The 13,438-nt window shown below is 61.0% G+C and carries 16 protein-coding genes and 1 pseudogene; 12 read left to right on the forward strand and 5 right to left on the reverse strand.

What is annotated here, in order from left to right; genetic code table 11:
* Nucleotides 1-169 precede the first annotated feature (169 nt).
* Nucleotides 170-1,165 (forward strand): GTP 3',8-cyclase MoaA, encoded by a 996-nt coding sequence (gene moaA, locus NKI17_RS26480; protein ID WP_352568644.1) that lies wholly within the window; start codon nucleotides 170-172, stop codon nucleotides 1,163-1,165.
* Nucleotides 1,166-1,745: 580 nt separating this feature from the next.
* Here the strand turns inward: moaA and NKI17_RS26485 are convergent.
* Nucleotides 1,746-2,537, reverse strand: a complete 792-nt coding sequence (locus tag NKI17_RS26485; protein WP_352568645.1) for a hypothetical protein — start codon at nucleotides 2,535-2,537, stop codon at nucleotides 1,746-1,748.
* 135 nt (nucleotides 2,538-2,672) lie between these two features.
* Here NKI17_RS26485 and NKI17_RS26490 point away from each other — a divergent pair, with 135 nt between their 5' ends.
* The 11 genes and pseudogenes from NKI17_RS26490 (at nucleotide 2,673) to NKI17_RS26540 (ending at nucleotide 10,764) form a co-directional block, all read left to right on the forward strand.
* Nucleotides 2,673-3,029: a hypothetical protein gene (locus NKI17_RS26490; protein WP_023675018.1), complete on the forward strand. Its 357-nt coding sequence runs from the start codon at nucleotides 2,673-2,675 to the stop codon at nucleotides 3,027-3,029.
* 122 nt (nucleotides 3,030-3,151) lie between these two features.
* Nucleotides 3,152-4,072 (forward strand): DMT family transporter, encoded by a 921-nt coding sequence (locus tag NKI17_RS26495; RefSeq protein WP_352907008.1) that lies wholly within the window; start codon nucleotides 3,152-3,154, stop codon nucleotides 4,070-4,072.
* A 74-nt stretch (nucleotides 4,073-4,146) separates the two neighbouring features.
* Nucleotides 4,147-4,776 carry a molybdenum cofactor guanylyltransferase MobA gene (gene mobA / locus NKI17_RS26500; protein WP_352754748.1) on the forward strand — a complete coding sequence of 210 codons (630 nt, stop codon included), beginning with the start codon at nucleotides 4,147-4,149 and terminating at the stop codon, nucleotides 4,774-4,776.
* A complete protein-coding gene (mobB, locus tag NKI17_RS26505) occupies nucleotides 4,773-5,282 on the forward strand; it encodes a molybdopterin-guanine dinucleotide biosynthesis protein B (RefSeq protein ID WP_023675015.1) in 510 nt (169 codons plus the stop codon). Before mobA ends, mobB begins: the two co-directional genes overlap by 4 nt.
* A gap of 213 nt (nucleotides 5,283-5,495) precedes the next feature.
* The gene (locus NKI17_RS26510; protein ID WP_352907009.1) at nucleotides 5,496-6,278 is read left to right on the forward strand and encodes an ABC transporter substrate-binding protein; all 783 of its coding nucleotides are present in this window, start codon (nucleotides 5,496-5,498) and stop codon (nucleotides 6,276-6,278) included.
* Nucleotides 6,279-6,396: 118 nt separating this feature from the next.
* The gene (locus NKI17_RS26515) at nucleotides 6,397-7,110 is read left to right on the forward strand and encodes an ABC transporter permease (RefSeq protein WP_352568649.1); all 714 of its coding nucleotides are present in this window, start codon (nucleotides 6,397-6,399) and stop codon (nucleotides 7,108-7,110) included.
* Nucleotides 7,107-7,934 (forward strand): ABC transporter permease, encoded by an 828-nt coding sequence (locus NKI17_RS26520; protein ID WP_023675012.1) that lies wholly within the window; start codon nucleotides 7,107-7,109, stop codon nucleotides 7,932-7,934. Before NKI17_RS26515 ends, NKI17_RS26520 begins: the two co-directional genes overlap by 4 nt.
* Before the next feature lie 58 nt (nucleotides 7,935-7,992).
* Nucleotides 7,993-8,868: pseudogene (locus tag NKI17_RS26525) on the forward strand (NAD(P)-dependent oxidoreductase); the annotation flags it as partial.
* Between the two features lie 9 nt (nucleotides 8,869-8,877).
* Nucleotides 8,878-9,582 carry a DNA alkylation repair protein gene (locus NKI17_RS26530; RefSeq protein ID WP_254817259.1) on the forward strand — a complete coding sequence of 235 codons (705 nt, stop codon included), beginning with the start codon at nucleotides 8,878-8,880 and terminating at the stop codon, nucleotides 9,580-9,582.
* Nucleotides 9,542-10,123 carry a GNAT family N-acetyltransferase gene (locus NKI17_RS26535; protein ID WP_352568650.1) on the forward strand — a complete coding sequence of 194 codons (582 nt, stop codon included), beginning with the start codon at nucleotides 9,542-9,544 and terminating at the stop codon, nucleotides 10,121-10,123. The genes NKI17_RS26530 and NKI17_RS26535 overlap by 41 nt, the downstream gene beginning before the upstream one ends.
* A gap of 68 nt (nucleotides 10,124-10,191) precedes the next feature.
* Nucleotides 10,192-10,764 (forward strand): DUF3299 domain-containing protein, encoded by a 573-nt coding sequence (locus tag NKI17_RS26540; protein WP_352568651.1) that lies wholly within the window; start codon nucleotides 10,192-10,194, stop codon nucleotides 10,762-10,764.
* An 11-nt stretch (nucleotides 10,765-10,775) separates the two neighbouring features.
* On the opposite strand, the gene NKI17_RS26545 is transcribed toward NKI17_RS26540, so the two are convergent.
* From NKI17_RS26545 to NKI17_RS26560, 4 genes are all read right to left on the reverse strand, one after another.
* The gene (locus NKI17_RS26545; protein ID WP_023675006.1) at nucleotides 10,776-11,267 is read right to left on the reverse strand and encodes an Lrp/AsnC family transcriptional regulator; all 492 of its coding nucleotides are present in this window, start codon (nucleotides 11,265-11,267) and stop codon (nucleotides 10,776-10,778) included.
* A 201-nt stretch (nucleotides 11,268-11,468) separates the two neighbouring features.
* Nucleotides 11,469-12,086, reverse strand: coding sequence for a uracil-DNA glycosylase family protein (locus tag NKI17_RS26550; protein WP_502894617.1), 618 nt, complete (start codon nucleotides 12,084-12,086; stop codon nucleotides 11,469-11,471).
* Between the two features lie 13 nt (nucleotides 12,087-12,099).
* The gene (locus NKI17_RS26555) at nucleotides 12,100-12,711 is read right to left on the reverse strand and encodes a glutathione S-transferase (RefSeq protein WP_352681211.1); all 612 of its coding nucleotides are present in this window, start codon (nucleotides 12,709-12,711) and stop codon (nucleotides 12,100-12,102) included.
* Between the two features lie 41 nt (nucleotides 12,712-12,752).
* The gene (locus tag NKI17_RS26560) at nucleotides 12,753-13,376 is read right to left on the reverse strand and encodes a thermonuclease family protein (RefSeq protein ID WP_352698901.1); all 624 of its coding nucleotides are present in this window, start codon (nucleotides 13,374-13,376) and stop codon (nucleotides 12,753-12,755) included.
* Nucleotides 13,377-13,438 lie beyond the last annotated feature (62 nt).

The following is a 13,438-nucleotide window of genomic DNA, read 5'->3' on the forward strand; positions in this document are numbered from 1 at the left end:
CCTACGCCGCTTCGCGTCGAGGGAAAAGGCCGCATGGAAAGTTCCGACATGATCTGTCGGCGTCGGAATGTTACCGATGATCGCGAGCTTCTATCTTGAATGCCAAGTTGGCTCGTATCACATAGCCATATATAACGAAGCCGTTCACGCCCACGGGAAGCGCACAAGCATGGATATGATCGATCCTTTCGGTCGCACGATCACCTACCTGCGCGTGTCGGTCACCGACCGCTGCGATTTCCGCTGCACCTATTGCATGGCCGAGGACATGACGTTCCTGCCGAAGAAGGACCTGCTGTCGCTGGAAGAGCTCGACCGGCTCTGCACGGTCTTCATCGAAAAGGGTGTGCGCAAGCTCCGCCTCACCGGCGGTGAGCCGCTTGTGCGCAAGAACATCATGCACCTGGTACGCCAGCTTTCGCGGCATCTCGAGAGTGGTGCACTGGAAGAGCTGACGCTGACCACCAACGGATCGCAGCTTTCCCGCTTTGCCGCCGAGCTCGCCGACTGCGGCGTCAAGCGCATTAACGTCTCGCTCGATACCCTCGATGCCGACAAATTCCGCCAGATCACCCGCTGGGGCAATCTGGACAAGGTCATGGACGGCATCGACGCCGCGCAGGCGGCCGGGCTAAAGGTAAAGCTCAACGCCGTGGCGTTGAAGGACTTCAATGACGCCGAATTGCCGGAAATGCTGCGCTGGGCGCATGGCCGCGGCATGGATCTGACGGTCATCGAAACCATGCCCATGGGCGAGATCGACGCCGACCGCACCGACCAGTATTTGCCGCTGTCGCTGCTGCGCGCAGCACTCGAGCGCCAGTTCACGCTGAGCGATATTCCCTACAAGACCGGTGGCCCGGCCCGCTATGTCCAAGTCGCCGAGACCGGCGGACGGCTGGGCTTCATCACGCCGATGACGCATAATTTCTGCGAAAGCTGCAACCGGGTCCGGCTGACCTGCACCGGCACCCTTTACATGTGCCTCGGCCAGGAAGATGCGGCCGACCTGCGCGCGCCGCTGCGTGCGTCGGAAGGCAACGAGCTGGTCGCCGATGCCATTGACGAAGCAATCGGCCGCAAGCCCAAAGGCCACGACTTCATCATCGATCGCCGCACCAACCGTCCGTCGGTGTCGCGGCATATGAGCGTCACCGGCGGCTGATTTTTCGCCGATTTCGTGCAAGAATAATCGCCTTGGTATCGGCGCGAGGCAAGGCGTGCAGCGGTTTTTTGCAGTCCTGAGGTTTTTCGGAGTGATGGCGGGGACCACGGCAGTTGCCGCGCCATTTACCTACACGAACGAGCGCTTCGGTACCATCTGCACCTTTCCGGATGAAATCTTCACTCTTCGCCAGCCTGAGCCGGACAATGGCGATGGACAACAATGGCTCACTGCCGATGGCGCCAGCCTGATCTGTTCGGGTATCCTCAACATCGATGATGACACCCCGACAGCCTTCGTCTCCGCCGAGAGGGCCAGCAAGGAACCTGGCTACAGGATCACCTACAGCAAGACCGGCAAGGACTGGGCGGTGCTGTCGGGCATCAAAGGTGGGAACATCTTCTATGAACGCCGCCTGTTCGGAAAAGACGGTGTCATCCGCACGGTCTGGATCGACTACCCGCCAGCCCTGAAATCGAAATACGACCCGCTCGTCGATGCGATCGCCGGCAGCCTCAGGGGACCGCGAGCATCCGGCGACGTCAGAACTTATTGGCAGCCTATTGTTTTTGCTAGCAAATCACGGTTGTTGGCGCGTGTAATCATATCGTACGGCAAGCCATTTTTTGCCGCTGCCATTGGCCTGGAGGAAATGTTGCTCGGCCACTTCGTGATTGTCGCCGTCCCTGGAAATGACGAAATCGGAGGCCGTGAACCGCCCTTCGACCTCGGGGCCGAAGCCGACGAAACCAAGCGGCTGGAACAGCAGTGAAATCTTGCCGTCCTCCTCACCACCAAAACTCCAGGCGGGCATGATCCCTGCCGGGAAACGGGTGTCCATGGAGACATACTTCCAGCGGCCCTCCACCCGGTCATAGCTCAAATAGGCTATCCGCTGGAAGTCCGGCATTTTCGACCCGGGCGCCGGGCGCATCACCTCCTGCATGAAGGGACCGATCATCGTGCGCTCGGCCACCAGCCCCGTCATCACGATCGGCTGGGCGCCGGGCGTTGGCCAGATCGTGTTGACGACGGACCATTTCCCGACGCGGCGAGCGAGCTCATCCGCTTCGTGACCCGACGTGGACATCCGTTCGACTGCCGACGCCGAAGCGCCGTTCTCGGCGAACGCAGGCGCTATCGCCATGAGGATAACCGCCAGGGCAGAAGAGAACCGGAAAGCCGACGAAACATGCCGCCTGCTGCCTGTGCCAAGCCAGTCCGCATTGCCTCGTGCATTCATCATGGACCATCTCCCCAACACGATCAGAAGCTTACAATGACCAATTTGGTGAATCTTGCCGAGCAAATTTGATCTCGTCGAAAAATTTTCCTCGAGCCGCAGTGTGACAAATTTGCCCTCCGAACCCATCCTTTAGAACGGCACCTTTTTTGGGGTCACACCCAGAAAAGGTCTTGTCCGCAAACGGTCACCGGATTTACCGGAAGCCCATTCGGGCCTAGCCTCTGCTCTGGAGCGGTTCTTCGCCCAGTGGGGGAATACGATATGCGCAAACTCATTCTTTCTCTTGCATTGCTCAGCCTCGCGGCCCTGCCCGCGGCGGCTCAGTCGATCGGCGGCACCTATGCCGTGGCCGGCACCAATTTCGATGGGTCGTCCTATGGTGGCGACGCGACGATCACGCTGACCAGCGAGACGACCTGCACGATCCATTGGGAGACAGGCGGCTCGTCCTCGGACGGTATCTGCATGCGCAACGACGATGCCTTCTCCGCCGGCTATGTCATGGGCAAGGCGGTCGGTCTAGTCGTCTACAAGGTGCAGGAAGACGGCTCGCTGCATGGCCTGTGGACGATTGCCGGCAAGGAAGGCAACGGCACCGAGGTACTGACGCCCAAATAAGCCCTGCCGCTCTTGCGCGGCAGATGTCACGGGCCACAGAAAGGCTGTGGCCCAGCCCTTTGACGTTGCTGTCTTGTGGGTGCCTGCTAGACGCTTGCTGCAGGACTCACCCGGTAATCGCCTTGCCTCTTTCGCCAAACCTCCGCGGCGCGTTGTTCATGATGGTGGCCATGGCTGGTTTCACTCTCAACGACGCGATCACCAAATTCTCATCGGAATCGATGAACATGGCGCAGGTCATGCTGATCCGCGGCGCCTTCGCTTCGCTTTTCGTTGGCCTGCTTGCGTGGCAACGGGGCGCGCTTGCCCGGCCAGGTTCGATGCTGCAGCCGACCGTTGCGCTGCGCGTCGCCGGCGAGGCCGGCGCCACCGTGTCGTTCCTGGTTGCTCTGGCACATCTTCCGATCGCCAATGTCTCCGCCGTGCTGCAGGCGCTGCCGCTGGCGGTGACGATGGGCGCCGCGCTTGTGTTCAACGATGGCGTCGGCTGGCGGCGCTGGCTGGCTATTGCCGTCGGTTTTGCCGGCGTGCTGATCATCGTGCGGCCCGGCTTCGAAGGGTTCAGCGTCTTTTCTCTGCTGGCGCTGGCCAGCGTCGCATGCTGCGCGGTGCGCGATCTCGCTACCAAGCGGATCCCGCAGGCAATTCCGACATTGCTGGTGTCGACCGCCACCGCACTTGCCATGACAGTTCTGGGCGCGGCACTGCTTTCGCCGATGGGCGGCTGGACACCGATGACAGGACAAAGCACGGCGTTCCTGGCGCTGGCGGCGGTGCTCGTGCTCATCGGCTATCACTTCATCATCACGGCGATGCGGGTGGGCGATATCTCCTTCATCGCGCCGTTTCGCTACACCGCCCTGCTCTGGTCGATCTTGCTTGGCTTCACGATCTTCGGCGATGTCCCCGATCTGCCGATGATCCTCGGTGCCACGATCATCATCGCGTCAGGCCTCTATGCGCTCTACCGCGAACGGATCGTCGGACGGCGAAAAACAGCCGCCGAAAGCACTGGACCGGACATGGCGCCGGACGGCATATAGAGTGACTGTCGACTAGAGTGACTGTCGACGACTGTCTGATTTGAAAACTGGATTTTGGGTCTAGGCAGCAAACGATGGGCCGACATATCGCAGGGATCATTCTGGCCGGCGGCAGGTCGAGCCGGATGGGCGGCGGCGACAAGACGCTGCTTGCGCTTGGCGACGGCACCCTGCTCGACCGTGTCGTTTCGCGCCTTGGCCCGCAGGTCGGACCGCTTGCGCTAAACGCCAACGGCGATCCGGCACGGTTTGCCGCAACGGGGCTTCCGGTGCTTGCCGACACTGTCAAAGGTTATGCCGGGCCGCTTGCCGGGATCCTGACCGGCCTCGAATGGGCTTCCGACACGACCTGCCAGGCGCTGGTCACGGCTGCCGGCGACACGCCTTTCCTGCCCAGGGATATGGTCGAGCGGCTGCTCGCGGCAGCCGACGAACGCCCCGGCTCGATTGCGGTCGCTTGTTCCGGCGGCAAACGGCATCCGACCTTTGCACTCTGGCCGCTAGGGTTAGATCAGGTCTTGCGACAATTTCTCGTCGAGGAAGACAACCGGCGCGTTGCGGCGTTCATCGACCGGCACGGTTTTGTCGAGGTGGAATTTCCCATCCTGAAATCCGGCGGGGCCGAGATCGATCCGTTCTTCAACATCAACACTCCCGACGACCTTGCCCAGGCCGTGCATCTGTTGCAGAGCATCGAGCCATGAAAAGACGTATTTTCGGCATCACCGGCTGGAAGAACTCCGGCAAGACGACATTGACCGAAAAGCTGGTAGCCGAACTCGTCCGGCGCGGCTGGAAAGTGTCGACGGTAAAACACGCCCATCATGATTTCGACATCGACAAACCCGGAGCGGACAGCTTTCGCCACCGGCAGGCGGGAGCGATGGAGGTCGCGGTCGTGTCGGGCAGGCGCTGGGCGCTGATGCACGAATTGCGCGGCGAGGACGAGCCGACGCTAGACGCGATCCTGTCACGGCTGGCACCGTGCGACATCGTGTTGGTCGAGGGTTACAAGCGCGAAGCGCACAAGAAAATCGAGACGAGACGGCTCGAGGCCAAGGACCGGACACCGCTCTCGGCAGGCGATCCACACATTGTCGCCATCGCCTCCGACTTCCCCATTGTCGGCGAAGACCTGCCGGCCTTCGATCTCGACGACACGAATTCGATAGCTGACTTCATCGAGCGCGCCACAAGCCTGTCGCGCTGAAAATGCGGCAGAAGACAGTTTCCGCCCACTTGCTTTCCAATTTAGGCGTCTGACCCAGCGTCATCGCTTTCTGAACATGACCTTCCCTCAAGCGACGGTTTTGCAGTTGCTTTTTCTTGGGAAAGAATGGGAATATCGCATCAGCGGGCGGTCAAAAGCACCGCCCACAGAGCCGTTCGGGAACGACGGCCGGGACCAACAGAGAGGACCATTATGCGTATTGCACTGCGTATCGCGCTTGCCGCTTCGGCTGCGCTGCTGATGCTTGGCGTTGCCCAGGCCCAGGAAAAGACCTTGAGGATCGGCACCGAGGGAGCCTATCCCCCATTCAACAATCTGACAGCCGACGGCCAGCTCGTAGGCTTCGATATCGACATTGCCAAGGCGCTCTGCGACGAGATGAAGGTGAAGTGCACCTTTGTCGCGCAGGACTGGGACGGCATCATTCCCGCCCTTCAGGCAGGCAAGTTCGACGCCATCGTCGCGTCGATGTCGATCACGCCGGAACGCGCCGAGAAGGTCGACTTCACCCACAAATATTACAATACGCCGCCGGCGATTGCCGCGCCCAAGGACACCGACATCAAGGGTGTCACCAAGGAAGATTTGGCCGGCAAGACGATCGGCGTGCAGGCGTCCACCACGCATTTCAACTATTCGACCAAGACTTATACCGACAGCACCGTCAAGCCGTACCCGACCGCACAGGAATACCAGCTCGATCTGGCCAATGGCCGGCTCGATGCCGCCAATGACGACATCGTCGTGCTGCAGCAATGGCTGGATTCGCCGGACGGCGCCTGCTGCAAGCTGGTCGGCACAATCAAGCCGGTCATCGAAATCCACGGTCCGGGCGCCGGCATTGCCGTGCGCAAGGGCGAGACCGATCTGGTCAACCAGTTCAATGCGGCGATCGACGCCATCCGAGCAAACGGAAAGTACAAGGAAATCAACGACAAATACTTCAAATATGATGTTTATGGCGGCGAGTCCTGATCGACCGACATACGAGGACTTGAACGGCGGGAGATTCCCGCCGTTCTTATAAGGATGCCGCGCACGAGGGGTGACGCGGCACGGGTCTCAAAGAGCCTCAAGGAGAACAGGCAGGCGGATGCAGAGCGCACTGACGCTTCTCAGTTGGGGACCCGAAGGCTGGCTCGACGACATCGCCGCGGGTGTGTTTGTCACGGTATGTCTTGCGCTGGCCACTCTGCCCTTCGGGCTGACGCTCGGCTTTTTCGTGGCGCTGGCCAAACAATCGGAAGAGCCGTCGCTGAGACTGGCCGGGAACATCTACACCACGATTTTTCGCGGAATACCCGAGCTGCTCACGCTGTTTCTGATCTTCTTCGGCGTCCCATTGATCCTGCAGTACATTGTCCGGCTGGTGAGCCCCGGAACGTCCGCCGACGTCAACAGCTTCGTCGCCGGCATGATCGCGCTGTGCTTCATTTTCTCCTCTTATTCCAGCGAGGTGTTTTTATCCGCCTTCCGCGCGATTCCAAAAGGGCAATATGAGGGAGGCTATTCGGTTGGCCTGTCCAGCGGCCAGACGATGCGGCTGATCGTGCTGCCGCAGTTGATCCGCATCGCGTTGCCCGGACTTGCCAATCTCTGGCTTATCCTGCTCAAGGACACCGCGCTCGTCTCGGCCGTCGGCCTCAACGAGATCCTCCGGCAGAGCGGGGTTGCCGCTCGCGTCACCAAGCACGCGTTCCTGTTTTACGGTTTCGCCGGCCTCATCTATCTCCTGCTGGCGATCGTCTCCTCCTTCGGCATCAACGCGATCGAACGAGCGGTCGGCGGCAGCGAGGTCAAGAGATGAGCCTTGCCACCGACACGCTGAAAGTCGACCGGCCGCCGCCGCCCGCACGCGGCTGGTCGCGCCAACGCATCCTCGGCCATGTCCTAGTCGGCCTGTGGATCGCTCTCGGCATTGGCATGGTCGTCTACCTGGTCGCTGCGTGGAACCCGGAGTTCTTCCAGAAATATGCACCCGGCTACATATCCGGCCTCGGCATCACCCTGTTGCTGGTTGCCATCTCGATTGTGCTTGGCGCGATCCTGTCCGTGCCGATCGCCTATGCACGCATGTCGAAGAACCCGATCCTTTCGGGGTTCGCCTATGCCTATGTCTATTTCTTTCGCGGCACGCCGCTGTTGGCGCAGACCTTCCTGGTCTACTATGGGGTCGGCTCCTTCCGGCCGGAGCTCGAGATGGTCGGACTGTGGGGCTTCTTCCGCGAAGCGTTCAACTGCGCGATCTTCGCCTTTTCGCTGAATACGGCCGCGTACCAGGCCGAGATTTTGCGTGGCGCGATCGAGAGCGTGCCAAGGGGCCAGTGGGAAGGTGCCGCCTCGCTCGGCCTGCACAAACTGCAGACGATGTGGAAGATCATCCTGCCGCAGGCGCTGATCGTCGCGTTGCGCCCGTATGGCAACGAGATCATCCTGATGATCAAGGGCTCGGCAATCGTCGCCATCATCACGGTCTACGATTTGATGGGCATCACCCGGCTCACCTATGCGCGCACCTTCGACTTCCAGTCGTATATCTGGGCGGCGATCATCTATCTGATCATCGTGGAAACATTGCGCCACGGCGTCGAGTGGATCGAACGGCGCATCACCATCCATCTGCACCGCTGACTCCCATCGCCTTGCCTGATCCGGTAAGAAGACCGCAAAGCAGGCTTCTAAGGGATTCGAAAACATGGCTTCGGTGGCATTTCTTGGTCTTGGCGTCATGGGCTATTCGATGGCCGGACATCTCAAGAACAAGGGCGGTCACGACGTCACCGTCTACAACCGCACCAGGGCCAAGGCCGAGCAGTGGGTTGCCCAGCATGGCGGCAGCTTCGCCGCGACACCAGCAGAGGCGGCCGCGGGCAAGGACTTCGTCTTTTCCTGCGTCGGCAATGACGACGATCTGCGCTCGGTGACGACCGGTGCCGGAGGCGCCTTCAATTCCATGAAGAAAGGCGCCATCTTCATCGACAACACCACGGCATCGGCGGAGGTCGCGCGCGAACTGGCGCAGCAGTCGCAAGCGCTCGGGTTTGCGTTCCTCGACGCCCCGGTCTCCGGCGGTCAGGCAGGCGCCGAGAACGGCATGCTGACCGTGATGGTCGGCGGCGAGCCCGACGCCTTCGACAGGGCCAGGCCAGTCATAGATGCTTATGCCCGCATGGTCGGATTGATGGGATCGGCCGGGGCTGGCCAACTCACCAAGATGATCAACCAGATCTGCATCGCCGGCCTCGTTCAGGGCCTGGCGGAGGGCATCCATTTCGGCAAGAAGGCTGGGCTCGACATCGAAAAGGTAATCGAGGTTATCTCCAAGGGCGCCGCCGGTTCCTGGCAGATGGAGAACCGCCACAAGACGATGAATGCCGGCAAATATGATTTCGGCTTCGCCGTCGACTGGATGCGCAAGGATCTTGGCATCTGCCTCGCCGAGGCCGACCGCAACGGCGCCAAACTGCCGGTGACGGCACTTGTCGACCAGTTCTACAAGGACGTGCAGGCGATGGGCGGCAAGCGCTGGGACACGTCCTCGCTGCTGGCGCGGCTGGAGAAATAGGATTTCACTGTGGCCGAGCTTTCGCCTCAATCCAGCGCCGATGAAATCGTCGCTCATCTGCGCTCGATCGCCTCAGAGGAAAATCGACTTGGCATGCTGCGCTACGGTATCAAGATCGAACGTGCGCTCGGTATCTCGCATGGCGTGCAGCGGCAGATTGCCAAGAAAATCAAGCGCAACCATGAGCGTGCCTTCGAGCTTTGGCAGACAGGCATCATGGAGGCGCAGTTCATCGCTTCCGTGACAGCCGATCCGGAGCGGTTCTCCGCCGCGGATGCAAGACGATGGGCGGCGACTTTCGACTCGTGGGATATCGTCGACGGGGTCTCCGATCTCTTTGTCGATACGGATTGCTGGAAGGAATTGATCGCCGAATTCGCGGTCGACGAACGGGAATTCGTTCGACGCACGGCTTTTGCGATGATGGCCTGGTCGGTGGTCCACCGGAAGAAGGAACCCGAGACGACCTTCCTCGAATTCCTGCCGATCATCGAAGCGCATGCGACCGACGGCCGCAATTTTGTGAAGAAGGCCGTGAACTGGGCGCTTCGTTCGATCGGCAAGCGATCGATGAATTTGCACGGCCCTGCCCTTGCCGTGGCGCTAAAACTGGCGGCCTCGACAGACAGGACCGCACGCTGGATCGGCAAGGACGCCGTGAAGGAACTTTCCGATGCCAAGACGCTCGAGCGGCTCGCCGCCAGAAAAGCTTGACCTGAGCGAAGTGCGCTTCACGGAGGTGACGCAATCGACGCGCGCCGATTTCGAAAACCTGTTCGAGCAACCCGGCGGGCCGAAATACTGCTGGTGTATGGCTTGGCGTAATCTCGACCGCCGCGAGCATGTCGAGAACGACGAGAAGAAACGCGCGATGATGACGCTGATCGACGCCGGCACGCCGGTCGGCATTGTCGCCCAGATCGATGGCCGGACCGTCGGCTGGTGCTCGATTGCGCCGCGCGAGACCTACCGCAAGCTGTCACGGCAGCAGGACGATAGCGAGATGGGCATCTGGTCGATCGTCTGCTTCTATGTACCGAAAGCGCTGCGCGGCGGCGGGCTGGCAAGCGCATTGCTCGACGCGGCCATCGATCACGCCTTTGCCAAAGGCGCCAGGACGATCGAAGCCTATCCCGTCGACCAGGCTTCGCCGAGCTACAGCTTCATGGGTTTTCGCGACATGTTCGTCGCCCGCGGCTTTCGCGAGATCGGCATGACCGGCTCGCGCCGGCATGTGATGCGGCTTGAGCGTTGACCTGTGGGGCAGCGGCAGCTTTACTTGCTGGCATAGGCCGCAGATCAAGGCTCAACAATGGAGCAGCAATGAGCAACCGTCTCAAATCAGGAGCGATCCTGGCGGCCGCGGTGTTCGTGTCCATTGTGGCAGACAGTGCTTGCGCCGGGACGATGCATATTTTCTGGAAGGATCTGCGCCCGGCGACCCAGGCAGCCGCCGAAAGCGTCGGACTGCCGATGATCGCGGCCAAAATGCCCGATCATGGCGAGACGCTGTCTCTCAATCTGCAGGACAAGATCGTGCAGCTCGCGGGCTATGCGCTGCCAGTCGATCGCGACGGCGATCTCGTCTACCAGTTCCTGCTGGTGCCGTGGACGGGAGCCTGCAGCCACATGCCGACGCCGCCGCCCAACCAGATCGTCCTCGTCACGCCTGCACACCCTTACAGGATGTCCGAGGCCTACCAGCCGGTTTCGGTGACCGGCGCCTTGCAACCGGGTATGGAGAAGAGCCAGCTTTTCATTCTTGACGGCGTCAGCGTCATCCAGTCGGGTTACACCGTGCACAAGGCCGAGGTGGTCAACGTCGATACGGTGCCGGACACGATCACGCTGCCGGTCAACTCGCCATGGACTTTCCTGAACAAAAAGAAGAACTAAACAGACGAATCTCAGGCGGCGTTGGCGCCGGATTCCTTGTCGAGCATCATGTAATCCAGCGGCATCTCGGTCGTGTATTTGATCTGCTCCATGGCGAAGGAAGACGACACGTCGCGGATCTCGATCTTGGCGATCAGCCGCTTGTAGAAGGCGTCGTAGGCGGCGATATCGGGCACCACGACGCGCAAGAGATAGTCGACGTCGCCGCTCATGCGATAGAATTCGACCACTTCCGGGAATTCCTGGATGACCTCCGAAAAGCGCCGCAGCCATTCATGGCTGTGCGAATTGGTGCGGATCGAGACGAACACCGTGACCCGCACATTGACCTTTTCATGATCGAGGATGGCGACGCGCCGCTTGATGACGCCCTCTTCCTCGAGCTTCTGGATGCGCCGCCAGCACGGCGTCGTCGACAGGCCGACCTTCTTGGCGACGTCGGCGACTGCAAGCGTCGCATCCTCCTGCAGGAGGCGGAGAATTTTTCTATCAAGGCGGTCCATTGGGTGCTCCCCTGATGCAAGTCGTCCAAGTGCGCAGCGGCCTTGGCACAACGACATGCATAAAAACAAGAATTTAACGCGCGTCCCCTCATGCGCGACGCGCTTCGAGGAATGGATTACCATAATCCCTCTTGCTCGAGCCTATTACAAGAAAGAAATTCTGCCGCATAGTGCGAAAGCGAGTGATTTCTTGCTGAATGCCTAGCCGAGGCGATAGCGGATTTCCGATCTCAGGAAGGGCAGCAAATCCATTTCAAACCATGGATTGCGCTTCAGCCAACCGGTGTTGCGCCAGGACGGGTGCGGCAGCGGCAGGACTTTCGGGTCGATTGCCGCCGCCCAGATGGCACGCCAATCCATGACCGTTTCCGTCAGCGAGGGACGGCGCGCCGCGCCCATATGCCAGCTTTGCGCGTAGATGCCGATCGTCAGCACCATATCGACTTGCGGCATCAGCGCCATCAGCGATGTGCGCCAGGCCGGCGCACATTCGCGGCGCGGCGGCAGGTCGGCGCCCTTGGCGTCCTGGCCGGGAAAGCAAAAGCCCATCGGCACGATGGCGAATTTGTCCGTGTCGTAAAATTCCTCGCTGCCGACGCCCAGCCAGCTTCGCAGCCGGTCGCCGGAGGCGTCGGTGAACGGCATCCCTGTAATGTGAACCTTGGTACCCGGCGCCTGGCTGGCGATCAGGATACGCGCACTCGACGATGGCCTGAGCACCGGACGCGGCTGGTGCGGCAACGGCCTGCCGGCCGGGTTATCGACGCAGATGCGGCAAGCGCGTACTCGCGCCGTCAAGGCTTCCAACTCTTCGCTCATTCGGAATTCATTGTCAGGCGGCGGCACTCGGCCGGCTGGAGATTTCTCGATACCAGCGCAGCACGTTGGTGCACTCTTCAGGTACCTTGATGCGAGCCGGCTTCATGAAGTCGATGGCGACCAGCCCGGTGATGTCGGCGATCGAATAGGCATCGCCGGCGACGAATTCCCTGCCGGTGAGCTCAGTGTCCAGAAACCTCAGGAATTCGATCGCCTTCGGCTTGTTGGCCTCGCCCCATTCGGGGATTTGCGGGATCTCCCATTCCCTCATTGCGGGGTGGATATGCCGGAACGCCGCGGCGACGCAGCCGAACAGATTGAACTCCACACGTCTTTGCCACATCTCGACGATTGCCTTGCCGAGCGCCCCATCCCCGAACAAAGCCGGCTTGGGGTGCAGTTCCTCGAAGTAACGACAGATTGCGACGGATTCGGTGATGATGGTGCCGTCATCGAGCTCGAGCACCGGCAGACGCTTCAGCGGATTGCGCGAGCTGACCGGCTGCTCTTTGTGCTCCAGCGCGCCCATGTCGACGGGCACCAGCGGAACCTGAAGTCCCTTTTCGGCCAGAAAAATCCGAACCCGGCGTGGATTGGGCGCGCGCCCGCCGTCGAACAGCTTCATCTCTATCCTCCTCGTCCGTCCCGACGAACTATAGGCACAACTCACCAGAAGCGAATAATTTCACGCAAGGCATCGCCGATCGACGCCAAGGTGCCGTGCTTTCTTTCGACCAGCTCGTGGCCGTGGCTCTCGCGCCAGTTCTTCGGCTCGTCGAAAGTTCCGCCCCAGATGCCGGCTTTGCCCGCGCGCGCAGCAGCTTCCTCGGTCTCGAAATCGCCAAAGGCGACCGCCCAGCCGGCCTCGACCTGCGCGCGGTTGAGATCCTTGCCGCCGGCCTTGCAGTCGCCGAGCAGCCTGCCGTAGCGGTCGCGCTGCCAGCCGCTGCAGGAGACGGCTTTGCCGCCGATCAACCGCACCAGGGACTGCCGCGCGAGCTTGCCGCAAGGATAGTCGGCACCGTCCTTGCGACAGATCTGCGAATATTCCGGCGCGTCGATGCCACGCATGCGGACACGCTCGCTGCCGAGGGTGATGCTATCGCCGTCATTGACGGTGGCCGCGCCCTCCGTCTTGCGCGTCTCGATCCGGTCGAGGCGCGCCGCCAGGAGGATCGCCAGGCCGAGCACGATGAGTGTCAGCCCATAGTCCATTACTCGGCGCCACAGGCTTCGCGGACGTGGCGCATAGTATCGCTGGCGCGGCCATCGCGACCACGAACGGCTCATATGGCAAACCGTTGGTTAATCATTCGAACGTAGCTTAACGATTTGAAATTGCTGCCCGCGTA

The organism is Mesorhizobium sp. M0816, from assembly GCF_040320005.1.
In the GTDB taxonomy this organism is placed as follows: domain Bacteria; phylum Pseudomonadota; class Alphaproteobacteria; order Rhizobiales; family Rhizobiaceae; genus Mesorhizobium.

Coding starts and splice junctions, on each gene's coding strand:
- moaA (WP_352568644.1), top strand. CDS start 170: ATGGATATGATCGATCCTTTCGGTCGCACGATCACCTACCTGCGCGTG.
- NKI17_RS26485 (WP_352568645.1), bottom strand. CDS start 2,537: ATGGGTTCGGAGGGCAAATTTGTCACACTGCGGCTCGAGGAAAATTTT.
- NKI17_RS26490 (WP_023675018.1), top strand. CDS start 2,673: ATGCGCAAACTCATTCTTTCTCTTGCATTGCTCAGCCTCGCGGCCCTG.
- mobA (WP_352754748.1), top strand. CDS start 4,147: ATGGGCCGACATATCGCAGGGATCATTCTGGCCGGCGGCAGGTCGAGC.
- mobB (WP_023675015.1), top strand. CDS start 4,773: ATGAAAAGACGTATTTTCGGCATCACCGGCTGGAAGAACTCCGGCAAG.
- NKI17_RS26510 (WP_352907009.1), top strand. CDS start 5,496: ATGCGTATTGCACTGCGTATCGCGCTTGCCGCTTCGGCTGCGCTGCTG.
- NKI17_RS26515 (WP_352568649.1), top strand. CDS start 6,397: ATGCAGAGCGCACTGACGCTTCTCAGTTGGGGACCCGAAGGCTGGCTC.
- NKI17_RS26520 (WP_023675012.1), top strand. CDS start 7,107: ATGAGCCTTGCCACCGACACGCTGAAAGTCGACCGGCCGCCGCCGCCC.
- NKI17_RS26535 (WP_352568650.1), top strand. CDS start 9,542: ATGCCAAGACGCTCGAGCGGCTCGCCGCCAGAAAAGCTTGACCTGAGC.
- NKI17_RS26540 (WP_352568651.1), top strand. CDS start 10,192: ATGAGCAACCGTCTCAAATCAGGAGCGATCCTGGCGGCCGCGGTGTTC.
- NKI17_RS26545 (WP_023675006.1), bottom strand. CDS start 11,267: ATGGACCGCCTTGATAGAAAAATTCTCCGCCTCCTGCAGGAGGATGCG.
- NKI17_RS26550 (WP_502894617.1), bottom strand. CDS start 12,086: ATGAGCGAAGAGTTGGAAGCCTTGACGGCGCGAGTACGCGCTTGCCGC.
- NKI17_RS26555 (WP_352681211.1), bottom strand. CDS start 12,711: ATGAAGCTGTTCGACGGCGGGCGCGCGCCCAATCCACGCCGGGTTCGG.
- NKI17_RS26560 (WP_352698901.1), bottom strand. CDS start 13,376: ATGAGCCGTTCGTGGTCGCGATGGCCGCGCCAGCGATACTATGCGCCA.